The organism is Streptomyces sp. NPDC002499 (assembly GCF_053595415.1).
On the sequence record NZ_JBSFXO010000007.1, the window covers coordinates 452392 to 475261 of the forward strand.

20 protein-coding genes are annotated in these 22870 nt (G+C 71.6%); 11 read left to right on the top strand and 9 right to left on the bottom strand.

All coding sequences use genetic code 11. The features are described from left to right. The first annotated feature begins 12 nt into the window (after positions 1-12). The gene (locus ACWD5F_RS22075) at positions 13-1098 is read left to right on the top strand and encodes a hypothetical protein (RefSeq protein WP_451256513.1); all 1086 of its coding nucleotides are present in this window, start codon (positions 13-15) and stop codon (positions 1096-1098) included. Here ACWD5F_RS22075 and ACWD5F_RS22080 read toward each other — a convergent pair. From ACWD5F_RS22080 to ACWD5F_RS22095, 4 genes are all read right to left on the bottom strand, one after another. Further along, entirely contained in the window at positions 1036-1662 is a 627-nt protein-coding gene (locus tag ACWD5F_RS22080; protein WP_451256515.1) for a cytochrome b/b6 domain-containing protein, read from the bottom strand. The genes ACWD5F_RS22075 and ACWD5F_RS22080 overlap by 63 nt on opposite strands. Beyond that, a complete protein-coding gene (locus ACWD5F_RS22085; RefSeq protein ID WP_401727592.1) occupies positions 1646-2398 on the bottom strand; it encodes a molybdopterin-dependent oxidoreductase in 753 nt (250 codons plus the stop codon). The genes ACWD5F_RS22080 and ACWD5F_RS22085 overlap by 17 nt, the downstream gene beginning before the upstream one ends. Before the next feature lie 137 nt (positions 2399-2535). Next, positions 2536-4077, bottom strand: coding sequence for an APC family permease (locus ACWD5F_RS22090; RefSeq protein ID WP_401727590.1), 1542 nt, complete (start codon positions 4075-4077; stop codon positions 2536-2538). 34 nt (positions 4078-4111) lie between these two features. Then, positions 4112-5062 carry a hypothetical protein gene (locus ACWD5F_RS22095; protein WP_451256518.1) on the bottom strand — a complete coding sequence of 317 codons (951 nt, stop codon included), beginning with the start codon at positions 5060-5062 and terminating at the stop codon, positions 4112-4114. A 408-nt stretch (positions 5063-5470) separates the two neighbouring features. Between ACWD5F_RS22095 and ACWD5F_RS22100 the strand changes: the two genes are divergently transcribed. From ACWD5F_RS22100 to ACWD5F_RS22115, 4 genes are read left to right on the top strand one after another with little or no spacing between them, the layout of a single operon-like run. Then, positions 5471-6364: a DMT family transporter gene (locus ACWD5F_RS22100; protein ID WP_401727588.1), complete on the top strand. Its 894-nt coding sequence runs from the start codon at positions 5471-5473 to the stop codon at positions 6362-6364. Positions 6365-6412: 48 nt separating this feature from the next. Next, the gene (locus ACWD5F_RS22105; RefSeq protein ID WP_401727587.1) at positions 6413-6928 is read left to right on the top strand and encodes an NUDIX hydrolase; all 516 of its coding nucleotides are present in this window, start codon (positions 6413-6415) and stop codon (positions 6926-6928) included. Positions 6929-6971: 43 nt separating this feature from the next. Then, a complete protein-coding gene (locus tag ACWD5F_RS22110; RefSeq protein WP_401727586.1) occupies positions 6972-7364 on the top strand; it encodes a YidH family protein in 393 nt (130 codons plus the stop codon). After that, positions 7361-7702: a DUF202 domain-containing protein gene (locus tag ACWD5F_RS22115; RefSeq protein WP_451256521.1), complete on the top strand. Its 342-nt coding sequence runs from the start codon at positions 7361-7363 to the stop codon at positions 7700-7702. The genes ACWD5F_RS22110 and ACWD5F_RS22115 overlap by 4 nt, the downstream gene beginning before the upstream one ends. 19 nt (positions 7703-7721) lie before the next feature. Here the strand turns inward: ACWD5F_RS22115 and ACWD5F_RS22120 are convergent, their stop codons facing one another. Then, complete coding sequence (locus tag ACWD5F_RS22120) at positions 7722-8687, bottom strand: NADP-dependent oxidoreductase (RefSeq protein ID WP_401727584.1); 966 nt, start codon at positions 8685-8687, stop codon at positions 7722-7724. Between the two features lie 156 nt (positions 8688-8843). Between ACWD5F_RS22120 and ACWD5F_RS22125 the strand changes: the two genes are divergently transcribed. The 3 genes from ACWD5F_RS22125 to ACWD5F_RS22135 all read left to right on the top strand — a co-directional run bounded on the left by ACWD5F_RS22125 (position 8844) and on the right by ACWD5F_RS22135 (position 11572). Next, a complete protein-coding gene (locus ACWD5F_RS22125; RefSeq protein ID WP_451256523.1) occupies positions 8844-9140 on the top strand; it encodes a hypothetical protein in 297 nt (98 codons plus the stop codon). A gap of 188 nt (positions 9141-9328) precedes the next feature. Continuing rightward, on the top strand, positions 9329-10351 hold the full coding sequence (locus ACWD5F_RS22130) for a phosphotransferase family protein (protein WP_451256525.1): 1023 nt from the start codon (positions 9329-9331) through the stop codon (positions 10349-10351). Between the two features lie 6 nt (positions 10352-10357). Further along, a complete protein-coding gene (locus ACWD5F_RS22135; RefSeq protein WP_451256527.1) occupies positions 10358-11572 on the top strand; it encodes an acyl-CoA dehydrogenase family protein in 1215 nt (404 codons plus the stop codon). A gap of 248 nt (positions 11573-11820) precedes the next feature. Here ACWD5F_RS22135 and ACWD5F_RS22140 read toward each other — a convergent pair whose 3' ends face one another. Genes ACWD5F_RS22140 through ACWD5F_RS22150 form a run of 3 tightly spaced genes read right to left on the bottom strand, consistent with a single transcriptional unit; the run spans position 11821 to position 14898 of the window. After that, positions 11821-12414, bottom strand: a complete 594-nt coding sequence (locus ACWD5F_RS22140; RefSeq protein ID WP_401727580.1) for a TetR/AcrR family transcriptional regulator — start codon at positions 12412-12414, stop codon at positions 11821-11823. A 37-nt stretch (positions 12415-12451) separates the two neighbouring features. Beyond that, complete coding sequence (locus tag ACWD5F_RS22145) at positions 12452-14128, bottom strand: class I adenylate-forming enzyme family protein (RefSeq protein WP_451256530.1); 1677 nt, start codon at positions 14126-14128, stop codon at positions 12452-12454. Further along, positions 14125-14898 carry an SDR family oxidoreductase gene (locus tag ACWD5F_RS22150; protein WP_401727578.1) on the bottom strand — a complete coding sequence of 258 codons (774 nt, stop codon included), beginning with the start codon at positions 14896-14898 and terminating at the stop codon, positions 14125-14127. The genes ACWD5F_RS22145 and ACWD5F_RS22150 overlap by 4 nt, the downstream gene beginning before the upstream one ends. Positions 14899-15171: 273 nt before the next feature. Here ACWD5F_RS22150 and ACWD5F_RS22155 point away from each other — a divergent pair, with 273 nt between their 5' ends. The 3 genes from ACWD5F_RS22155 (at position 15172) to ACWD5F_RS22165 (ending at position 19929) form a co-directional block, all read left to right on the top strand. Further along, positions 15172-17211 (top strand): eCIS core domain-containing protein, encoded by a 2040-nt coding sequence (locus ACWD5F_RS22155; RefSeq protein ID WP_451256532.1) that lies wholly within the window; start codon positions 15172-15174, stop codon positions 17209-17211. 24 nt (positions 17212-17235) lie between these two features. Further along, entirely contained in the window at positions 17236-18513 is a 1278-nt protein-coding gene (locus ACWD5F_RS22160; protein WP_451256534.1) for an exo-beta-N-acetylmuramidase NamZ family protein, read from the top strand. Positions 18514-18594: 81 nt separating this feature from the next. Then, positions 18595-19929: a serine-threonine protein kinase gene (locus ACWD5F_RS22165; protein WP_451256536.1), complete on the top strand. Its 1335-nt coding sequence runs from the start codon at positions 18595-18597 to the stop codon at positions 19927-19929. Between the two features lie 18 nt (positions 19930-19947). Here ACWD5F_RS22165 and ACWD5F_RS22170 read toward each other — a convergent pair whose 3' ends face one another. Then, complete coding sequence (locus ACWD5F_RS22170) at positions 19948-22755, bottom strand: penicillin acylase family protein (RefSeq protein ID WP_451256538.1); 2808 nt, start codon at positions 22753-22755, stop codon at positions 19948-19950. Positions 22756-22870: the final 115 nt, after the last annotated feature.

Genomic DNA, 22870 nt, shown 5'->3' on the forward strand with positions numbered 1-22870 from the left:
GTGTCGGGGGGCATGATGGCGGTTTCCCTCGGGGTCCGTATCTCGGGGCTGCTCCTGGTCGGAGCCGTGGCGGTGGCCGTGGCTGCCGTGACCAGTGACGGAAGTGGTTCCGCGGACAGAGGGGGCGGCGACAGCACAACCGTCTCCTCCGGTCCTTCGGCCGGCCCGGGCGACCGTGCCTCGGCGCCGAGCGGCTCCGCCACCCCCGTACGGCCCTCGCCCGCCGGCGCGGCGAGCGCGACGGCGATTCCGGGCCCCACCATCCACCACAGCCGGACGCCCACGCCGACGTCCCCCGCCGCCGCGCCCTCGCCCACGCGCAAGGTGGTTCTCCAGGCGCCCGCGTGGCTCCCGCCGGGTCCCCGTTCGCCCGACCAGGACGGCATCGCCGACCCGTCCGGCGGCTACGACCGGCTCACCGCTCCCGACCAGTGCCGGGCCGGCCTCGACCTGGGCTCCCGGGCGACGGACCCGCAGTGGCGGCTGCTGCGCGGCCTCGCCGCCGCCTGTCTTGCCGTGCAGGGCGAGCGGGGCGGCAGCTGGGACACGGCCGCCCGGGACTACGCGGCCCTGGCGGACAAGGCCGACACCTGCAAGGGCCGGGCCGCCTACGCCGTACTCGGCGGGCTCCTCGACTTCCACCGGCGCCACCCGGCCGCCACCGTGCGGCTGAAGGCGCCGACGGGTGCCGCGCCCGCCTGCGCGTACGAGGTCTCCGGGACGGAGACCGGCGGTGACGGCGAGGCGCTGCCGGGCGAGATGGTCGGGATCGAGCTGCGCGGGACGTACTTCGAGCACGTCGAACTGCTGCGGTACGGCAGCCTGTTCATCGGCGGTGTGCAGGTGCCCGGGCCCCTGGTGATGGTGTCGCAGACGGGCGACCGGATGGTGCTGGCGGTCGTGGTGCCGGGCTTCGAGGGCTATCCGCGGAAGGTGGACGTGGTGGTCCGGTACGGCGGCACCGAGGCGCGGCTGCCGGACGCCTTCACCGTGGTCGCCCCCGGCGGGCTCCCGTCCGTCAGCCCGGATCCGGCGTCAAGGTCGCCACAGGGGGTGTTCCCGGTCCGCCCACTCCCGGCTCACCGAGCCCGTCCGTAGGCCCCGGCGGGCCTCCGGGTCGCCCAGGGCCATGCCGATGTGGCCGCCCAGGACGATGCCGATGGTGAGGGCGAGCCAGTCGTGGACGAAGGTCGCGCTGGTGCGCCACTGGATCGGCGTGAGATGGGTGAACCACATCAGCAGACCGGTGCCGAGCATCACCAGGGTCGCCCCGGCGATCCAGGCGGCGTAGACCTTCTGCCCGGCGTTGAACTTGGCGGCCGGTCGCACCGAGCGCCGCTTGTCCCGGTGCAGGGCCGCGCGCAGCCAGGTCCGGTCGTGCGGGCCGAAGCGGTTGAGGTGGCCGAGGTCGGCGCGGAAGGCGCGGGAGACCAGGCCCACCAGGAGGGGCACGGGCAGCGCGACCCCGGACAACTCGTGCACGCGCACCACCAGTTCGCGGCGGCCGACGAGTTCGGCGAACTCGGGGATGTAGAGGAAGGCCGCCGTCACCACGCACACGCCCATCAGCGCGGCCGTCGTGCGGTGCACCCAGCGCTGCGCCGCGCCGAACCGGCGGACGTCTGCGGACGGCGGCGCGGCCGTGTCAGGTCGTAGGGTCATCGTCCCGTCCGTTCGAACGGCCGACCCAGGCGTCGACGTCGTATCCGCGCTCTTCCCAGTAGCCGGGCCGCACGTCCTCGGTGACGGTGATGCCGGACAGCCACTTGGCGGACTTGTAGAAGTACATCGGCGCCACGTAGAGGCGGACCGGGCCGCCGTGGTTGTGGCCGATGTCCTTGTCCTGCATGCGCAGCGCGACCAGGATGTCGGAGCGGCGGGCCTGGTCGAGGGTGAGGCTCTCGGTGTAGGCGCCGTCGAAGCAGCTGAAGCGCACCGCCCCGGCCTTGGCGCGCACGCCCGCGGCGTCCAGCAGCCGGGACAGCCGCACCCCCTCGAACGGCGTGTCCGGCACCCGCCAGCCGGTGACGCACTGGACGTCCTTGACCAGCCGGGTCTGCGGCAGCGCGCGCAGGTCGTCGAGCGTGTACGTCTTCGGGGTGTCGACGAGGCCGTCGACGGTCAGGCGGTAGTTCGTGGCGTTCTTGTGCGGCACGGACGAGGTGACCGAGTAGTAGCGGAAGCCGCCGCCGTTGGGGAGCAGTCCGGTCAGGCCGGTCGGGTCCTTCTCGGCCGCGCTGCCGAGGAATCCCTCCAGACCGCGCTGGAGGGTGGGCGCGGTGATCACGCCGAGGGCGCCGAGACCGATGGTGCCGAGCAGGACCCGGCGCCCGATCGGGGTACCGCGCTCCTCGGGAGGCACCGACGCCGTGGGCTCCTCGGGTTGTTCGGGGTTCACCCACCCATTCGAACACCCGCGACCCCTGCGGGGCGAGGAATCGCGGGTGCTCGTCAGAGTTCCGTAATGAGTTCTTACCGGTCTCTCAGAACCGGGGACCGGGCTCCGAAGCCCTACGGGGACCGGACGCCCGAGGCCTACGGGGTCTCGCTCGCCGCCTTGTCCAGCTGGAACGCCTCGTTGCCCAGACCGATGCGGGCGTGCTGCTCGGGGGCGCGGGAGCGCAGGACCAGGCCCTGGACCAGGCCGACGACCAGGGCCAGGCCGATGATGCCGGGCAGCACCCAGCTCAGGGACGAGTCGGGGCCCGCGCCGACCAGGACGTCGAAGTCCTTGACCGTGTAGCCGGCGATCACCAGCAGGGCAATGGCGGCGAGCGCGGAGGTGACCAGGCGCCAGGCCTGGGCGGCCACGGCCCCGCGGCGGGCGAAGAAGACGATGACCGACACGGAGGCGGCGGCCATCAGCACGATCACGCCGAGGGCGCCGATGTTGCCGAACCAGGTGAACAGGTGCAGGACCGGCTCGGTCGGGTCGCCGGTGGGCTTGTCGTCGGCGATCGCGAAGACGATCACGATGACGGCGGCGACGACCGTCTGGAGCAGGGAGCCCGTGCCGGGCGCGCCGCTGGTGCCGGTGGTGCGGCCGAAGGTGCGCGGCAGCAGGCCCTCGCGGCCCATGGCGAAGGTGTAGCGGGCGACGACGTTGTGGAAGCTGAGCAGGGCGGCGAACATGCCGGTCACGAACAGGATGTGCAGCGCGTCGGTGAAGGTGCCGCCGAGCCGGGCGTCGGTCAGCGTGAAGAGCATCCCGGCGCTCTCCTTCTGGGCCACCCCCACGACCTGGGACGGTCCGGCGGCGACGGTCAGCGCCCAGCTGCTGACGGCGAAGAAGACGGCGACGCCGCCGACCGCGAAGAACATCACGCGCGGCACCAGGATGTGCGGCCGGCTGGTCTCCTCCGCGTACACCGGGGCCTGCTCGAAGCCGAGGAAGGCCGCGATGCAGAAGCAGAGCGCGGTGCCGACGCCGGCGCCGCTGAGCGTGTCCGGGTTGAAGGCGTGCAGCGACAGGCCCTCCTTGGCCGGGTCGCCGATCGCCGCGATGTCGAAGATCACCACGAGGGCCACCTCGACGACCAGCAGGACGCCCAGCACGCGCGCGTTGACGTCGATCTTCAGCCAGCCCAGCGCGCCGACGACGGCCACGGCCACCAGCGCCGGTATCCACCAGGCGACGGTCAGGTCGGCGTAGGTGTCGAAGAGCCCGGAGACCTCGAAGCCGAAGATGCCGTAGATGCCGACCTGGAGGGCGTTGTAGGCGACCAGGGCCACCAGGGCGGCGCCCGCTCCGGCGGTGCCGCCCAGGCCGCGGGAGATGTACGCGTAGAAGGCGCCGGCGTTGTGGACGTGCCGGCTCATCTCGGCGTAGCCGACGCTGAAGAGGATCAGCACCACGCCGAGGAGGACGAAGAGGAGCGGTTGTCCGACGATGCCCATCACCGCGAATGTGGTGGGCATGACACCAGCGACCACCATGAGGGGGGCGGTCGCGGCGAGCACGGAGAGCAGCAGGCCCCCCGTGCCGAGGCGGTCGGCGCGCAGCGCGCGCTCCTGCCCCTTGAACGTACTGATGCCGTCGGCGGCGGATCTGCTCGCGCTGGAACTGCCCGTGGTCATCGAGATTGCGTCCTTAGGTCGAAGTCGGGGGATGTCACACCGAGCCGAGCGCCCGGTCGCGCGCGGCTCGGAAGGCGGAGAGGGGATCGCGGTCGGGGTAGGACCACGGGGCCGTGGTGGGGTGCTCGCCGATGCGGTGGAACAGGGCGGTGGCCTCGGCGCCGCGGCCCTCGCAGACCTTGGCGTGGGCGAGGAAGTTGAGGTCGACCAGGCGGCGCGGGTGGCCCTCCTGCTCCCACTCCAGCCACCAGTCGAAGGCGGCCTTCATCACCTGCCGGGCCCGGCGCCCGCTCCAGTGGCCCGAGGCAACCGGATCGGCCGGTTCGTGACCGGCGAGGGCGAGTACGCGGTAGCGCTCGGCGTGCGCGATCACCGGCAGGATCGCCAGCGGTGAGTCGGCGGGGGCCTGCTCGGCGGCCCAGTTGGCGAAGTCGTAGACCTCGTGCAGCGGGTCGGGTCCCGCGATGGCGCGGCGCTCGGCGAGGCGGGCGACCATCAGGTGGTGGCCGTGGTGGTGGTCGGCGTGCCGGCTGCGGACCTCGTCGAAGAGCTGCTCGGTCTCCTCGTCGGTGCCGCCCGCGCAGGCCAGCATGAGCAGGCCGAGCCAGGGGGTGGGGTCGGCGGGGGCGAGGGCGACGGCGTCCCGGCAGGCCTTCTGGGCCTTGGCGATCTTCTCCTTGCCCAGCAGGGCGCGCTGCACCAGGGAGAGCGCGAGCAGGACGGCGGCGTCGGCGGAGTCCGGTTCGGCCAGCAGCCAGTCCCGGGACCAGGCGGCGCTGTAGGACTCCAGGGCGAGGACGGTGACGCGGTGGCCGCGGCGGTCCCAGTCGTCGCCCGTCTGGACCAGCAGGGAGCGCGCGGCCTGCCAGCGGCCCTGGGCCAACGAGGCGCGCGTGGCGACGAGTTCGGCGTCGTCGAGGGCCGCGTCCAGTGCCTGGGCCGCACGCTTGCGGCCCCGACCGAGGGGTGGCGGGGGTGGAGACACCGCGGGACTTCCTCACGCGACGCGCTCGTCGTCAAGGTTTCGGATTGCCGTCAACTGATCACGCACAGCAAACCGGGACCCAACGCTTTCCGTCAAGTGCCGAGTTTTTGTAACCTCCGTCAACTACCGTCACAGATGGGGCACTTGTGATTCACCGTTCTCTCACATACGCACGTCAGCGCCCTCTTGCCCGTCATCCGTGTGGCGTACGCCATGGCGCACCGCGCGTCCGCACCGCACCATGGCAAAACGGTCATGCCGCGGCCTTCGCCCCCGACCCGGCACCGTGACCGAGGCAACTCCCCGTTTCCGGGTACTCGCAGGGGCACTCCGCTCGCGGGGACGCTACAGTCGGCCACTACGCAGCCCGTGGCCCGTGGCCCGACCGAATCCATCGAGGTACGCAGCGTGTCGCTTCTGGTTCTGATTCTCGCCGTGAGTGCGGCCTGTTGCCTCGGCTTCGGGTTCGTGCTCCAGCAGAACGCGGCCCAGCAGGCACCACTGAGCGACTTCCTGTCGCCGCGGCTGCTCCTCGACCTGATGAAGGTGCCCCGCTGGCTGGGCGGCATCGGCCTGATGGTGGCCGGCATGGTCCTGGGCGCGATCGCGCTGGGCCAGGGCGAGGTCTCCCTGGTGGAGCCCCTGCTCGCCACGAACCTCCTGTTCGCGCTCACCCTCTCCCGCAGGCAGACCAGGCAGCCGCTGGGCCGGCAGGGCTGGGCGGGGCTCGCCCTGCTCGCGGGCGGCGTCACCGCCTTCATCGTGGCGGGCGAGCCGCGCGGCGGCTCCGCGGTCACCGACCCGATGCGGCACTGGCTGATCATCGGCGCGATGCTGGGCCTGGCCCTGCTGCTCACCACCTACGCCAAGCGCTCACGCCTCAGCTCGGGCCCGGTCCTGCTGGCCCTGGCCGCGGGCCTGCTCTACGGCCTCCAGGACGCCCTCACCCGGGTGAGCGGCCAGCACTTCTCCGAGGACGGCATCGCCGAGACGCTGACCACCTGGCAGCCGTACGCCGTGCTCGCGCTCGGCGTCACGGGCCTGGTCCTGGTCCAGAGCGCCTTCGAGACGGCCCCCCTGCGCATGTCGCTGCCCGCCCTGACCGCGGCCCAGCCGCTGGCCGGCATCATCTGCGGGGTCGGCTTCCTGGGCGACCGGCTGCGCACCGACACCGGGGCGCTGGCCTGGGAGGCGGCCGGGCTCGCGGCGATCGTCGTGGGCATCGTCCTGCTCGGCCTGCACCCGGCGATGCCGAGCGGCGCGGGCAAGCCGGAGCGGGTACGGGACCTCCAGCCGAACTGACGACGAGGCCGACCGTACCGGCATCCGGGCGCCTGCTTGGATGGCCGCATGAACCCTGCTGACGAGATCCTCGACATCGTCGACGAGCACGACCGGGTCATCGGACAGTCGCCCCGCGGCGAGGCCTACGCCGAGGGCCTGCGCCACCGCTGCGTCTTCATCCAGGCACGGGACGCCGAGGGCCGGCTCTTCGTCCACCGCCGCACCCCCGTCAAGCTGGTCTTCCCCTCCCTCTACGACATGTTCGTGGGCGGGGTGGTCGGCGCGGGCGAGTCCTACGACACCGCCGCCCTGCGGGAGGCGGAGGAGGAACTGGGCGTCTCCGGCCTGCCCGCCCCCGAGTTCCTCTTCAAGTTCCTCTACGACAACGGCGCCGGCCAGAGCTGGTGGTCCGCGGTCTACGAGGTCCGCTGCGAACTGCCGGTCAGCCCGCAGGTGGAGGAGGTGGCCTGGCACGACTTCCTGCCGGACGAGGAGGTCGAGCGCCGGCTGACGGAGTGGGAGTGGGTGCCGGACGGGCTGGCGGCGTACGAGCGCCTGAAGGCGTTCCGGGCCGCCCGATGACCGTGGACGTCCCGCCGGTGGGCCGACCGATAAAGTCCACGCCGTGATCGATTTCGCACGGAACGTCCGGCTGTGGTTCGCCCCGCAAGAGGTCCGCGAGGACGGCCACACCCCTGATTACCGGTTCTCGCTGGCGAACGAGCGGACCTTCCTGGCCTGGCTGCGCACCGCCCTCGCACTGATCGGCGGCGGCTTCGCGGTGGACCAGTTCCTGCCGGACCTGCGCTGGGGCTGGCGCGTCGGCCTCGCCCTCGCGCTGCTCGCGGCCGGCGTCCTGTGCTCCCTGCGCGCGGTCAACCACTGGGTGCGCTGCGAGCGCGCCATGCGCCACGACGAGGACCTCCCGGTGTCCCGCTTCCCGGCCCTGCTGAGCGTGGTCGTCGCCGTCGTGGCCATCGTGATGGTCGTGGTCGTGCTGGCGGGGTGGGAGGGGTGAGCTCCGTCGAGGGTCCCGACAGGAGCGGCGCCGAGGTCCGTGATCCCGGGCTTCAGCCCGAGCGGACCCGCCTCGCCTGGCGGCGTACGACACTGTCGGGCTCCGTCGTCGCCGTGCTCGCCGTGAAGACGGCTCTGCACGGCGGCGCCTCCGCACCCGGGGTCGTCGCCTGTGCCGCGTGCTGCGGGCTGTGGCTGGGCTTCCTGCTCGTCGCCCACCGGCGCATCCGGGTTCTCGCGGCCGGGGACGCTCCTCCGGTGCTCGTCCCGTTGCAGGCCACGATGGCGGTCCTGTGCACGGTGGCCATGGCGGTGTGCGGAGCGGTCCTGGTCTTCTAGCCCTCGGACTCTTCGTCTTCTAGCCCTCGGACTCTTCCGGAAGCCCCTCCTCGGCCTCCCAGTCCACCGTCACCACGATCTTCCCCCGCGTCCGGCCCTCCTGGTTCAGCCGGTACGCGTCCGCCGCCCGCTCCAGCGGGAACGTCTCCGACACGTGCACGGACACCACGCCCTGTTCCACCAGCTCGGTCAGCCGGGTCAGGTCCTCGGCGTCCGGGCGGACCCAGCAGTACCGGCCGCCGTAGCCGAGCACCTCGCCGTCGGCGATCGACGCCAGGCGGCCCTCGGGGGCCAGCAGGACGGCGGAGTCCTTGAGCGCCTCGCCGCCCACGGTGTCGAACACCGCGTCCACGCCCTCGGGCGCCAGCCCGCGCACCCGCTCCACCAGCCCCTCCCCGTATGTCACGGGCTCGCCGCCCAGTCCGCGCACGAAGTCGTGGTTGCCCTCGCTCGCCGTGCCGATCACCCGCGCGCCGAGGTGCCGGGCGAGCTGGACGGCGATCGAGCCGACCCCGCCGGCCGCCGCGTGGATCAGGACGGTCTCGCCGCGTCTGACCTGGAGCGCCTTGAAGAGGACCTGGTAGGCGGTGAGCCCGACCAGCGGCAGCCCGGCCGCCTCCTCGAAGGAGAGGTTGCGGGGCTTGCGGGCGAGCGTGCGCACCGGCGCGGCGACGTACTCGGCGAACGTGCCCCGGGAGAGGAAGTCCTCGCGGACGTAGCCGATGACCTCGTCGCCGACGGCGAACTCCGTGACGGAGACGCCGGGTTGGACCACGACACCGGAGACGTCCCAGCCGATGACGACCGGGAAGACGGCGTCGAGCATGCCGTCGAGGTATCCCTCGCGGCACTTCCAGTCGACCGGGTTGACGGCCGCCGCGCGCACCTTGACCAGCACCGCGTCCGGGCCGACCTTTGGCTCGCGGACCTCTCCGTACTCCAGGACCTCGGGTCCGCCGTACCGGCTGTAGCTGATGCCCTTCATGCCACCGACCCTCCGGGGTACCCGGACGCCACGCAAGCGGGATGCGCCGGATGACCGGAAATGCGACGTTTGCATGGCAGCCTGTCCGTCGGCATCACCCGGCACCCGGCACCAGCCCGCACGTCCGCATCACCCCGTACTCCGAAGGGGAGCACCATGACCACCCAGCACCTGGAACACACCTCCCACGCACACGTCCACGGCCCGGACTGCGGACACTCCGAGGTGCCGCACGGGGACCACGTCGACTACGCGCACGACGGTCACCTGCACCGCGAGCACGCCGGCCACTACGACGAGTGCGAGGCCGACACCCACGCGGCGCACGAGACGCACGAGCACCGGCACGGCGAGGGCTGCGGGCACGACAGCGTCCTGCACGGCGACCACGTCGACTACCTCCACGACGGCCACCGGCACGCCGCGCACGACGGGCACTGGGACGACCACTGACGCTCGGCGCTCGACGTCCGACGTCCGAGACCTGGCCTGGATTCACCCACCGACAGCTCCCCGCCGCACCCGGCGGGGAGCTGTCGGCCTATCGTGGCCCCGATCACGTTGGCCCCGCACACTGGACGACATACCGACCGGTCGGCATCATAGGACTGGTCCTGTTCACGCGCCGGTAAGGAGCACCGATGAGTCCCGACCACCCGCCAGGTCTCGATCTCGACCGGTTGCGCGGACTGCTCGACCACGAGCGGCCCGGCCTGGTGCAGGGCCCCCTGTCCGGCCGGCTGATCGAGGGCGGACGGTCGAACCTCACCTACGCGGTCTCGGACGGCGCCTCGAAGTGGGTCGTCCGCCGGCCCCCGCTCGGCCATGTGCTGGCCACCGCGCACGACATGAAGCGCGAGCACCGGGTGATCAGCGCGCTGCACCCGACGGACGTGCCGGTACCGCGTCCGGTGCTGCTGTGCGAGGACACCGAGGTGCTCGGGGCGTCGTTCTACGTCATGGAGTTCGTGGCGGGCACCCCCTACCGCACGGCCGAGCAGCTCGCGCCGCTCGGTCCGGAGCGCACCCGGGGCGCGGTGCTGTCCCTGGTAGACACGCTGGTCGAGCTGCACGCGGTGGACCCCGCCGAGGTGGGCCTCGCGGACTTCGGCCGCCCGGAGGGCTTCCTGGACCGGCAACTGCGCCGCTGGGGCAAGCAGTTGGACGCGTCCCGCAACCGCGAGCTGGCCGGCATCGACGAGTTGCACGCGACGCTCGGGCGCCGGCTGCCCGACTCCCCCGCGCCGACGGTCGTGCACGGCGACTACCGCCTCGACAACGTCCTGATCGACGACGGCGACCGCATCACGGCGATCCTCGACTGGGAGATGTCGACGCTGGGCGACCCGCTCACGGACCTCGGTCTGCTGGTGATGTACAGCCTGCCGCTCGGCACGCCGGACTCGCCCGTCTCCACCACCGCCGAGGCCCCCGGGCACCCGGCCCCGGCCGAGCTGATCGAGCGGTACGCGCAGCGCTCCGGGCGGGATGTGTCGGCCGTCTCCTGGTACACCGCGTTCGCCTGGTTCAAGCTCGCCGTGATCCTGGAGGGCATCCACTTCCGCTACACCCAGGGCCAGACGGTCGGCCGCGGCTTCGACCGCATCGGCGGCCTGGTCCCCGTCTTCATCGAGCACGGCCTGACCACCCTTCAGGAAGGCTGATCCGCCATGGACTTCGCGTTCGACGCGCGCACCGAGGAACTGCGCGCCAAGCTGCTCGCCTTCATGGACGAGTACGTCTACCCGGCCGAGCCGGTGGCCGAGGAGCAGCGGGCCGCGCTCGCCTCCCCGTGGGACACCCCGGTCGTGGTCGAGGAGTTGAAGGCCGAGGCCCGTCGCCAGGGCCTGTGGAACCTCTTCCTGCCCGACGCGGAGTACGGCGCGGGGCTGACCAACCTCCAGTACGCCCCGCTCGCCGAAATCACCGGCCGCTCCCCGCACTTGGCGCCCACCGCGCTGAATTGCGCGGCACCGGACACCGGCAACATGGAGGTGCTGGCCCAGTTCGCCGACGACGCGCAGAAGAAGCAGTGGCTGGAGCCGCTGCTCGCCGGTGAGATCCGCTCGGCGTTCGCGATGACCGAGCCGGAGGTGGCCTCCTCGGACGCCACGAACATCACCACGCTCATCGAGCGGGACGGCGACGACTACGTCATCACCGGGCGCAAGTGGTACATCTCCGGGGCGATGAACCCGGACTGCAAGATCTTCATCGTGATGGGCAAGACCGACCCGGACGGCGCGGACCCCCGCCGCCAGCAGTCCATGGTCCTGGTCCCGCGCGACACCCCGGGCGTCACGATCAAGCGCGCCATGCAGGTCTTCGGCTACGAGGACCACAGCCACGGCGGCCACGCCGAGGTCGTCTTCGACCACGCGCGCGTGCCGGTGTCCAACCTGATCGGCGAGGAGGGCGGCGGCTTCGCCATCGCCCAGGCCCGGCTCGGTCCCGGCCGGATCCACCACTGCATGCGGCTGATCGGCATGGCCGAGCGGGCGATCGAGCTGATGTGCCGCCGGGCCGTCTCCCGTACGGCGTTCGGCAAGGCGCTGGCCCAGCAGGGTGTGGTCCAGAACTGGATCGCGGACGCGCGCGTGGCCGTCGAGCAGTTGCGGCTGCTGGTCCTGAAGACCGCCTGGATGATGGACACCGTCGGCAACAGGGGCGCCCACACCGAGATCCAGGCCATCAAGATCGCCACGCCTCGTACGGTCGTCGAGATCCTCGACCGTGCGATTCAGTTGCACGGCGCGGGTGGTGTCAGCCAGGACTTCCCGCTCGCCGAGCTGTACGCGAGCGCCCGCACCCTGATGCTGGCGGACGGCCCGGACGAGGTGCACCAACGGTCGCTGGCGCGGCGGGAGTTGAAGCAGTACGTGTGACTCCGTGGGCTGGTGGGGGGTTTTCCTCGCCCCCGCCGCCCCTACCCGTCCCATCCTTCTGGGGCTCCGCCCCAGACCCCGCTCCTCAAACGCCGGAGGGGCTGGATTGTGCGGACCCGGGCTTGAATCTTTTAGCCCGTCCGGCGTTTGAGGACGAGGCCCGTTCAGGGCCGAAGCGGGGGTCTGGGGGCGGCAGCCCCCAGGATGGGACGGGTAGGGGCGGCGGGGGCGAAAACCATCCTCGGCGCTCAGGGGCGCAGTGCCCGCAGCAGCAGGTCCGCCAGGTGGTCCGCGACCTCCTGCGCGCCCATCGGGCCGTCGGGGCGGTACCAGGTGGAGAGGTGGTGGACGGAGCCGAAGTGGTAGTCGACCACCAGGTCCGCCGGGGTCGCGGTGGAGAAGACGCCCGCCGCCTGCCCCTCCTCCACCAGCGCACGGAACCGCTCGTGGTAGCGCCGGCGCTCGGCCCGTACCTGCTTGTTCTTCTCAGGGCTGAGATGGTGCATGGAGCGGAAGAAGATCATCGCGTCGTCGAGGTTCTCGATGGTCGTGACCACGACGTCCGCCGCCGCACCCCGCAGCCGCTTCTCGATCGGCTCGTCCGCGTCCGCGAAGGCGTCGAGCCGCTCCTGCTGGACGCGCAGCACGCGCGCGTAGACCTCGTGCAGGAGGTCGTCCTTGGAACCGAAGTAGTGGTACAACGCCCCTTTGGTGACGCCGGCCGCCTCGACGATCTCCTGCACGGAGGTGCGGTCGTAGCCCTGCTCGGCGAAGAGCCGGGTGGCGGCGGCCAGCAGCCGCTGCGGGACGGGCGTACCGTCGCCGTCCGTGGTTCTGGGCACTCTGCCGCCACCTGCCTTCCGAGCCTTGTGCTGTGTCTCAGTCTGCCTGTTTGCTGTTCTGCGCGCGGGAACGCAGTTCTCGACGGAGGATCTTGCCAGTCGCCGTCTTCGGCAGATCGGGCAGGATCTCGACCTGCCGCGGGTATTTGTAGGCGGCCAGTCTCTCCTTGCAGTACACCGCGAGCTCACCCGGGTCCGGGTCGGCGCCGGGGCGGAGGCTGATGTACGCCTTGACGGTCTCGCCGCGGTACCCGTCGGGCACCCCGACGACGGCCGCCTCACGCACCGCCGGGTGCGTGTAGAGGACGTCCTCGACCTCGCGCGGCCAGACCTTGAAGCCGGACGCGTTGATCATGTCCTTCTTGCGGTCGACGACGTAGAGCCAGCCCTGCGGGTCCATGAACCCGATGTCGCCGGTGCGCAGTTCGCCGTCCGGGAACGTCTCGGCGGTCTCGTCCGGGCGCCGCCAGTAGCCGGGCACGACCTGCGGCCCGCGCACGAGGATCTCGCCCTGCTCGCCGAAGGGCACCTCGGCGCCCTGCTCGTCGACGATCCGTACGACCGTGTCGGGGCCCGGGACCCCCACGGCCAGCGTCCCGGAGACCGGGTCGACGGGCGCCTCCAGCTGCGGCGGGACGGAGGCGCAGGGGGCGGTGCACTCGGTGAGCCCGTAGCCGTTGCGGATGTAGGGCCCGAAGCCGGCCCGGAACTTCTCCACCAGGGCGGGCGGCACCGGGGCGCCGCCGCTGGAGATGTTCGTGAAGGAGGCGAAGTGGTCCGGGGTGGCGGCCGGGTGGGCGCCCAGCGCCATGAAGGCGGTCGAGGGGCCGACCGTGTAGAGCGGCCGGTGCTCGGCGAACGCGTCCAGCACGACCCCCGGCTCGAAGCGGTAGGTCAGCGCGAGCGTGCCGACGCTGTTCAGACACGCGCCGAGCTGACAGACCATGCCGGTGATGTGGAACAGCGGCGCGAGCGCGTAGTAGACGGGCCCGTCCGGCAGGGCGAGCGCGGTCCGCTGCCGTTCGGCGTTGTACATGATGTTGCCGTGCGTGTTGGTGGCGCCTTTGGGGGCGCCGCTGGTGCCCGAGGTGTAGCTGATCAGCGCGATGTCGGCGGGCGCCAGGTCGCGCGCGTCCGGCGCCGGGTGCCCGGCCCGCGCCACGGTGACGAGATCGTCGGCGTCGGCGGCCTGCGGCAGCCGCTCGAAGGTCAGCACGCGCGCGTCGTCACGCGTCTGGAAGTCCAGCTCGCACGCGGTCAGCGCGATCCGCACCGGCGAGTCGGCGACGGTCTCGCGCAGATACGACTCCCAGGCCCGGTCGGCGCAGATCAGCGCGGTGACCTCGCCGTCCCGCAGGACGTGCGTGACCTCCCCCGACTTGTACATCGGGTTGACCGGCACCACCACGGCCCCCGCCTTCCACGCGCCCAGCAGGGCGAGCACGAAGTGCGGGGAGTTCTGGAGCAGGATCGCCACCCGGTCGCCGCGCTCCAGACCGCGCTCGGCCAGGTAACCGGCGACCGAGTCGCTCAGCTCGTCGACCTCGCGGTAGGTGAGGCGGCCGTCGAAGTAGGCGAGGAAGTCCCGGTCGGGCGCCTCGGTCACGGCCCGGCCCAGGGCGTGCACCAGGGTGTCGAGCGGCGCGATCGGGGCGCGCTGCGCATCGTTGAGCAGCGCCGTCCAGGGCTTGGCCGCGTACCCGGAGGCGGTCACCGCGTGGCCTCCCACTTCTGCTGGAGGTGGTTCATGTTGCTCAGCCAGCGGTCCGGCTCGGCGGCCCTGACCTGGTAGTACTGGGCGACCTCGGGGTGCGGCAGGATCAGGAAGCGGTCCTCCTCGATGCCCTTGATCAGCGCCGCGGCCACCTCCTCGGGCTCGATCGCCGTCGGCTGCAGCACCAGGTCGCCCGCGCTGCCGGTGGCCGCGAGCATGTCGGTGCGCACCCCCTGCGGGCAGATCGCGTGGACCTTGATCCCGCGGTGCCGGTACGTCAGCGACAGATACTCGGCGAAGGCGTACGCGCCGTGCTTGGTGACGCTGTAGGGCGCGGACCCGATCATGGTGAGCAGCCCGGCGGCCGACACGGTGGACACGAACCGTCCGCTGCCGCGCTCCAGCCAGGCCGGCAGCAGCTCATGGGCGGCCCGGACGTGGGCCATGACGTTGACGTCCCAGGACGCGGCCCAGGCGTGCTCGTCGAGTCCCGTCTCGACGTTCCCGCCCTCGAAGCCGACACCGGCGTTGGCGCAGTAGACGTCGATGCTCCCGTCGAGCGCGTCGCGGGCCGCACCGACGATCGCGGAGGCGTCCCCCGGCACGGCGATGCCACCGATCTCCTCGGCGACGGCCTTCGCCCGTTCCCCGTCCAGATCGTTGACGACGACCCGGGCTCCTTCGGCGGCGAACCGTCGGGCGAGCGCGGCCCCGATGCCACCCCCGGCTCCCGTCACAACCACACCGGCACCCTGAACGGCTTCCACCATCGGTCTCCTCATGACTGCGGCTCGGCTGCGCGGCCAGACTAGATGACCGCGACTCTGTTGCGGGTCCATACTAACCGGTTGGTATGTCGCTGGAAGGGGCGGAGGAGCAGTCGCAATCGTCCGAACCGGAGGTGCTGTTCACCTTCCGCACGCCACCCGTTCCTGAGAAGTGAACCCCTTGTTTGCCCGATTTCCTGTCCGGGCGACTCTCGGTTCCCTTTCGGGCAGCGTCGAGCATGAACTCTTCCCGTCCGGACGAGCACAGGAGAGCTGATGGCGGCGCAGCGTCCCTCGCACGAGCGGGAGCAGGACGGCGCCGGTGTCCGCCCGGCGCGGCTCGCGCCCCGCTCCCCCGCCGGCCGGCTTCCCGCCCCCGGACGGCTGGGGTCCGCCGACCCGACCGGCCTGCTCGCCCTGCAACGGCTCGCCGGGAACACCGCCGTCGGACAGACCCTCCAGCGGGAGCGCGCGGCGGACGACGGCGCACGGGAGACGGGTGAGACGGCCGTGCAGCGGTCGGTGCACAGCGTGCTGCGCGGTCCCGGGCAGCCGCTCGACCCCACGACCCGCACCGACATGGAGTCCCGCTTCGGGACGGACTTCTCCGACGTACGTCTGCACACCGACGGGGCGGCCAAGGAGTCCGCGGCGGGCCTCGGCGCCCGCGCCTACACCTCCGGCAGCCATGTCGTCATCGGCGAGGGCGGCGCGGACCGGCACACGCTCGCCCATGAGCTGACCCATGTCGTCCAGCAGCGCTCGGGCCCGGTCGCGGGCACCGACCGCGGCGACGGACTGCGGGTCTCCGACCCCGGCGACCGCTTCGAGCGCGAGGCCGAGCAGCAGGCCACGCGCGTCCTGGGCGCCGCCTCCCCCGCGGGCGGGGAGCACGCGCCCGCCGAGCACGCCGGGCACTCCCACGCGGGGCACGCGCACGCGGGCGCGCCCGGAGCGGCGGTGCAGCGCATGCGGTCCAGCCGGGCCCCGGATCCACTCCGGGCGACGGCGGACGAGCAACTGGCACAGCGCGACCAGATCGACGACATCGTGGCGCTGTGGGTGCCGAACGAGGAGTTCGACGCCGAGGGGCAGCTCGTCCGGACGCCGGAACACGCCTACGCCGCCCAGCGCCAGGGATACGACACGGACGCACTGCGGGTCCCGCGTACCGCCTCGCTTCCCCGGGCGACGGCGAGCCGCCGGGGCGGCACCCTGCAGCAGAGCTGGGAGGTGGAGTACCAGACCTCGTTCTACGTCTACCGCGTCGAGATCATCAACACCGATGTCCGGCACAGTCCCACGCTGATCGACACCGCGCGGCGCTTCCGCATCGTCCGGATGACCCCCAAGGGGTCCGGCGGACGGTCGATGGGACGGACCTACCGCTTCGGGGACTACTGGGCCCCCAACCCGGCGTACGTGGGCGGCCAGGACCTCGATTCCCTGGCCCAGGCGCGAGGTCTGGGGCCGGACAACCGCGTCGACGGGAACACCCAGGGGCTGGTGCCGCTGCCGACCGATCCGAGCGAGCCGTTCGTCTTCTACACGCGCAACGTCGTCGACCCGAACTTCACCAACGCGGACGGGACGGCCAAGGACGAGCGTCGTTTCCTGAGCCGGCGCGGCTTCGACGCGCTCGCCGACGAGGCCCAGGCGGAGGGCAGGACGCGCGGGCAGACCAGGGTGTCCCGGCCGCCGACGGTGGACCGGGCGACCGCCGGGCGCCACACCGCGACGGCCATGGGCGGGTTCGCCGCGCACCAGATGATGCCGACGACCGGCCGGGGCGGCGCGAACGGGCGGCTCGCCTCGCACGAGTGGTGCCATCTCATCGGCGACGGCGACAACGGCCCCACCGTGTTCCAGAACCTGGTGGTCGGCACCAACGCGGTCAACTCGGAACAGCTGGCCATGGAGACGGCGTTGCGGGACTTCCGGCAGCGCCTCCTGGGACTCGGCTACGCGATCCGGCTGAACGTCGAGGCGATCGTCGAGCGGACGGAGGCCGAGTCGCCGGGCATGCCGGGCGGCGCGTACAACAAGGCGGACTGGATCAGCTTCGCCATCGACGTCATCGAGGACCCGGGCCGGGGGGCCGGCAGCGCCGAGGTGATCCGGGCACGCTCGGTCAGCGGGCCCGTGCACCGGCAGATCATGGACGCGCAGCGCGGCACGATCACCGAGTCCGAGTTCACCAGCCTCCACAACCAGGTGCGCAACAAACTGCGCTCCGTGCACGCCGAACTGAGGGAGGCTCAGGAGGCGGCACGCAGGCGGTCGCGACACGGCTCCCCCATGGCCGTCGACTACTAGCGGCGGCGCCCTTACCGTGCACGCATGCGCCCCTCCAGACGAGCCCTCCTCGCAGCGACCACGGCAGCGGCACTCACCTCTTCGGCACCCCCGGCATCGGCGACCCCGGCGGCCCCGGTCCCGACGGCCCCGAACTCCACAGCCCCGGGCCGTCGGCCCCTCCGTACCGGCTTCGAGCGCCTGGCCGCGTCCGGCTACGCGCTGCTCGACGGCCGGCGGGTCGGCGTGGTCACCAACCCCACCGGCGTCACCCGGGACGTCAGGCACATCGTCGACGTCATGCACGCCGATGACCGCGTGGACCTGGTCGCCGTCTTCGGCCCCGAACACGGCTTCCGCGGCACCGCCCAGGCCGGCGGCTCCGAGGGCCGCTACGACGACCCCGCGACCGGACTCCCCGTCTACGACACGTATCTGAAGAGCGGTCAGCCTCTCGCCGACGTGTTCACCGCGTCCGGCGTCGACACGGTCGTCTTCGACATCCAGGACGTCGGCGCCCGCTTCTACACGTACATCTGGACGCTCTACGACTGCATGGAGGCCGCGCAGCTGGCCGGCAAGCGGTTCGTGGTGCTGGACCGGCCGAACCCGGTGTCCGGGCGGTCCGCCCAAGGGCCCGTGCTGCACCGGGAGTTCGCGACCTTCGTCGGGCGGCAGCCGATCTCGCAGGCGCACGGGATGACGGTGGCCGAGCTGGCGCGGCTGTTCAACGGGGAGTTCCTGACCGCGCCCGTGCCGCTGGAGACCGTGACGATGACGGGGTGGCGGCGGTCGGAGTTCTACGACGCCTGGTCACTGCCGTGGGTGCCGCCGAGTCCCAACATGCCGACGCCCGACACCGCCCTGGTGTACTCGGGGACGTGTCTGTTCGAGGGCACCAACCTCTCCGAGGGGCGCGGCACCACCCGCCCTTTCGAACTGCTGGGCGCGGAGGGCCTCGACGGGCGCTGGGCGGCCGCGGTGAACGAACTCGGCCTGCCCGGTGTGCGCTTCAGGGAGGCGTACTTCGCGCCGACCTTCTCCAAGTTCCAGGGAAAGACCGTCGGAGGGGTGCAGATCCATGTGCACGACCGGGCCGCGTACGACCCCGTGCGCACCGGGATCGCGCTGCTGGTGACCGCCAAGAAGGCGTGGAGCGGCTTCGCTTGGCGCTCCGACAACTGGATCGACAAGCTCACCGGCTCCACGCACGTGCGCACGGCGATCGACGCCGGCGCGGGCACCGACGAGGTGGTGGGCGGCTGGCGCCGGGAGCTCGCCGCGTTCAGAAGGACACGGAAGGAATACCTTCTCTACGGATAGGTCCCGGTGTATGGCCATCCCTCCTCTCGAGCAGGACTATGTGCCCACATAGCACCATCACGGGGGACGAAGGGAACAGTCATGGCACAACCGACAACTGCCCAGACGGCGACGAGGGTGAGTCCGTACTGGGAGCTGACCTTCGACGCGGACGGGGACGTCGACGCGGCCGAGCGGGACCGGCTGCTCACCGAGGTGTCCCGGCGGGGCGTCAAGGACCTGGTCGTCTTCGCGCACGGCTGGAACAACGACCGCTCGACCGCGACCGCGCTCTACCACCAGTTCCTCGCGCCCTGCCGGGAGTTGGCGCCGAAGGCGAAGATCGGGTACGTGGGCGTGGTGTGGCCGTCGATGCGGTTCTGCGACGAGCCGATCCCGGACTTCCCCAAGTCCGTGGTGGCCACGGAGGCGGAGGCGGCACCGGGGCCGGCGCTCGACAAGGACACCCGGCGCGCACTGCTGGAGGCGTTCCCCGGGCGGACCACGGTGGTCGAACAGATCGCGCGGATGCTGGACGGGCGGCCCGGGCCCGAACTGGACGAGTTCGGGCGGCTGGTGCGGCTGCTGGTCGAGGCCGCACCGGACGGCCCGCAGCCGCTGTTCGCGGCGGACACGCTCGCGGAGGACGGCCCGCGCAGCGAGCCCGCGCTGCTGGCCGAGGACCCGGCGGCGCTCTGCGACGAGTTCGCGCAGGCGCTGACGACCCTTCAGCCGGGCGGTGAGCACGCCGGGTTCGCGCTGCCCAACCCCTGGGAGGGCGCGAAGGAGCTGCTGCGGCAGGGGACGTACTACGCGATGAAGCGGCGCGCCGGGACCGTCGGGGAGCGTGGACTGGGGCCGGTGATCGGGCAGTTGGCGAAGGCGGCGCCCAAGGTGCGGGTGCATCTGGTCGGGCACAGTTTCGGCGGCCGGCTGGTGTCGTTCGCGCTGCGCGGGCTGCCGGACGGGGTGCGCACGGTGAAGTCGGTGACGCTGCTCCAAGGCGCCTTCTCGCACTACGCGTTCGCCGCGCGGCTGCCGCAGGACCCGCGCAAGGGCGGGGTGCTGCACGGCCGGCAGAACCGGATCGACGGGCCGCTGGTGTGCTGCTACTCCCGCTTCGACCAGGCACTGAGCACGATGTATCCGCTGGCCTCGCGGGCGGCGCGCGAGAACAACGCGTTCGCGGGCGTCGACCTGGGACGGACGCTGGGCCCCGAGTGGGGGGCGATGGGCCACGACGGGGTGCAGGGCGTACCGGGCACCCAACAGCTCGATCTCGCCGGGGCGTTGCGCGGACCGCTCGCCGCGTCGGGGTGCGTGAACGTCGACGCGGCGGCGGTCGTCAGGCGGGGTGGCCCGCCGGCCGGGGCGCACAGCGACATCGTGCACCCCGAACTGGTCCGGCTGGTACTGGCGGCGGGGCGTATTGCGTGACCCCGCCGCCACCGGGCATCAGCGGTGCGAGGTGTACTCCACGACCTGCTGGAAGGTGGGCCGGTTCTGCCAGCTGATGTTGTAGTGCTTGATGCCGCCCAGGGTGCGCTGGACGATCGAGTCGGCGCACCACTGGTCGCCCGCCGCGCACAGCGAGTCGCCCGGGTAGACGGTGGACGCGCTGGTGCCGGCCGCCGTCTTCAGGGTGCTGATGAGGATGTCCCGGCAGGCGCTGAGGCTGCCCCCGCCGCAGTACTGCTTCGCCAGCGGCCCGGACACGCTCTGTCCGAGCACCGACCGGATGTCCTTGTCGACGTAGCTCCACCAGCCGTACTGGAAGGAGCTGCCGGCGTGCGATCCGGTCGGGCCGTGGGCGGCCGACGGGGTCTCGTCGATGTAGAGGTTGTTGGTGAACGCGGTGTACAGGTCGGTGCCGAGGCCGGGCTGGAACTCGGCCTTCACCAGCAGCGGCCACCAGGCGTCCAGGATCCGCACGGCGTCGGCGTTGGCGTACGTCTTGGAGCCCGCCGAGGTCTCGGTGCGTTTGCCGCCCGCCGTGAGCCAGGTCTGGAGCTTGGTGACGGCGGCGGCCGCCGTGGTGTCGGTGACCGTACTGCTGTTGATCACCTTCAGCAGGTCCGGCAGCACGTCCTCGGCGCGCAGGTCGGTGAGCGCCGCGTCGGCCATCGCCTTCACCAGCGACGTCCGGGTCACCCCGCCCGCCGCGACCAGCTTCTTCACCCGGTCGTTGAGCAGGTCGCCGCGGTGCACCGAGCCGTCGCCCCAGCTCGCGGTCGTGTAGTTGAGGGCCTGTTTGTTGTTCCAGGAGATGTAGTAGTCCTGGTCGATGGAGTTGGGGTGCGCGGAGGCGGGTGTGTAGTCCGAGGTGTTGGTGGTCGGGTTCCAGTTCTGCCACTCGTTGGCCGACTGCGCCCAGACCGGGAACTCGGCGTCGACGCCGCTGGGCCGCACCGGGTTGTTGCCGCTGTTGTAGTACGCGGTGTGCTGGGAGTCGGCGTAGAACCAGTTGAAGGTGTAGTTGATGTGCTGCGCCGCGCTCTGGAAGGTCTGCGGACTCTTCACGTAGTCCGGGTCGTTGAGCATCTGGAAGCCGATGATCGAGTCGGCCTCGTGCATGTAGGAGGAGCGCAGGGTGGTGTAGGCGACCTTCTTGCCGCCGACGGTCGCTCTGTACTCCACGGGCCCGTACTTCGTCTTCCAGACTCTCATCGTGTACGAGCCGGCCGCCGTGCCGTCGGCCGTGGTCGGCTTCCAGGCGTTCTTCTGCTCGATCTTGTCCATGGCCGTGCAGGTGCCGTGGAAGAGGTAGTGGTAGTCGTCCTGGCACAGTTCGACCGCGTAGGTGTCGATGATGTCCTGGCCGGAGGTGGTCGCGGACCACGAGTAGTCCTGGCCGCGGCCGAGTTCGACGTACATGCTCAGACCCGCGAAGGAGGCGCCGCGGGCGCTGATGCCCGGGCCCTGGATCTCCTGGAGCATGAGCAGCTGGGGTGCGAAGTAGCCGGTCTGCGGGCCGAAGACGGCGACCGGATGGCCGCTGGCGGTGTGACTGCCGCTGACGACAAGGGCGTTGGACATGCCGCGTTTCGCCGAGCTGAGGGCGGTCGCGGTCGCCGCGGCGGAGGCGGCACTGGCGCTCTGGTTCGCCCCGGTGCCGGTGGCGTCGTAGATCAGCGGTTCCGTGGTCACCGAGCCGGCGTCGGGCAGGGCCTGGCCCTGGGCGGTGGCGGGCTTGGTGCCGTACGGGAAGCTCGAGCCGTCGTGGATGGTGAGCGCGGCCTCGGGGTCGTTGCGCTCGCGGAAGGACTCCCAGACCTTGGTGCCCTCCTCCACGCCGTACTGGGACTGGGCGGCGAGCAGCGACAGCGCGTTGTTGACCTCGCCGCCACCGCCGGAGCCGAACAGCGAGCCGATCACGGAGGCCAGCGCGACCAGGTCGGTGAGCTTGAAGTGGTCGATGGTGCCGGCGTTGGTGATCGAGTCCTTGTGCCCGGTCAGCACGTACTCGCCGGGGAAGTACCGGCCGCTGTCGGAGGCGTCGATGTAGGCGTTGACGCCGGCGATGTAGGCGTTGGCGTCGTCGAGGGCCTGCTGGCCGCGGGCTCCGTTGTTGGCGATGACGCTGTCGATCTGCGCCTGGAGGTCGGCCTCGGTGTACGGGGCGTTGCGGTAGAACTCCTGCTCGAGGCCCTGGTTGGAGGCCACACCGCCGGCGAAGGTGGTGAGCTGGCCGCGGCCCACGTGCCGGAAGACGTCCATCAGCCACAGCCGGTCCTCGGCCGCCGCATAGCCGGCTCCGAACTCCGTGCCGTATCTGGTGGTACCGGTGATGTGCGGAACGCCCACCTTCTTGTCGCGGACGATCGTGACATCGGTGCGGCCCGCGGGATTCTCGGTGGAGGCGACTTGATCGGAAGCGACACCGAACGACGCGTCGTTGAAGAAGGTGTTGATCTTCGCGTCGGTGAGGGAGGAGTACCCGGTGGCCAGGTTGGCGTAGGGCCCGAGCTGGTCCTCGGCGTGGGCGGGCTGGATGCCGAAGGCCTGGTTGAGGAGGACCTGCGCGAGCGTGGCGTTGCCGTTCTCGCCCGGCGGCAGGATGTCGGAGCACTGGCCGCCGCAGTAGTCGTTGGCGGCGGCCGCCGCGGTCGTGCCGGCCGTGTCGGCGGCTTCGGCCGCCACTTGGGAAAGCGGGGACAAAAGTCCGGCAATCAGGGCGCATACGGCAGTGGTCTTCAGGAACCAAGGGAATCTGCGGGGAGTTCTCAGTCTGTCGAGCACGTTCGGTGCGGTACGCCGTGGCATGGCAGCTCCTACCGACAGGGGGGTGAGCCGGGACGTTACCGCCGGTATCCCCGGGATAGAAGATGAACATGCGTCAAGTTTTGGTTGGCGAGCCTGCTTATGGAGGTCATCGGAA

Excerpts from the sequence above, each read along its gene's own strand:
- ACWD5F_RS22170 (WP_451256538.1), bottom strand. The coding sequence starts at position 22,755 with ATGCCACGGCGTACCGCACCGAACGTGCTCGACAGACTGAGAACTCCC.
- ACWD5F_RS22125 (WP_451256523.1), top strand. The coding sequence starts at position 8,844 with ATGACCACCCAGCACCTGGAACACACCTCCCACGCACACGTCCACGGC.
- ACWD5F_RS22150 (WP_401727578.1), bottom strand. The coding sequence starts at position 14,898 with ATGGTGGAAGCCGTTCAGGGTGCCGGTGTGGTTGTGACGGGAGCCGGG.
- ACWD5F_RS22130 (WP_451256525.1), top strand. The coding sequence starts at position 9,329 with ATGAGTCCCGACCACCCGCCAGGTCTCGATCTCGACCGGTTGCGCGGA.
- ACWD5F_RS22120 (WP_401727584.1), bottom strand. The coding sequence starts at position 8,687 with ATGAAGGGCATCAGCTACAGCCGGTACGGCGGACCCGAGGTCCTGGAG.
- ACWD5F_RS22135 (WP_451256527.1), top strand. The coding sequence starts at position 10,358 with ATGGACTTCGCGTTCGACGCGCGCACCGAGGAACTGCGCGCCAAGCTG.
- ACWD5F_RS22075 (WP_451256513.1), top strand. The coding sequence starts at position 13 with ATGATGGCGGTTTCCCTCGGGGTCCGTATCTCGGGGCTGCTCCTGGTC.
- ACWD5F_RS22165 (WP_451256536.1), top strand. The coding sequence starts at position 18,595 with ATGGCACAACCGACAACTGCCCAGACGGCGACGAGGGTGAGTCCGTAC.
- ACWD5F_RS22105 (WP_401727587.1), top strand. The coding sequence starts at position 6,413 with ATGAACCCTGCTGACGAGATCCTCGACATCGTCGACGAGCACGACCGG.
- ACWD5F_RS22090 (WP_401727590.1), bottom strand. The coding sequence starts at position 4,077 with ATGACCACGGGCAGTTCCAGCGCGAGCAGATCCGCCGCCGACGGCATC.
- ACWD5F_RS22160 (WP_451256534.1), top strand. The coding sequence starts at position 17,236 with ATGCGCCCCTCCAGACGAGCCCTCCTCGCAGCGACCACGGCAGCGGCA.
- ACWD5F_RS22080 (WP_451256515.1), bottom strand. The coding sequence starts at position 1,662 with ATGACCCTACGACCTGACACGGCCGCGCCGCCGTCCGCAGACGTCCGC.
- ACWD5F_RS22155 (WP_451256532.1), top strand. The coding sequence starts at position 15,172 with ATGGCGGCGCAGCGTCCCTCGCACGAGCGGGAGCAGGACGGCGCCGGT.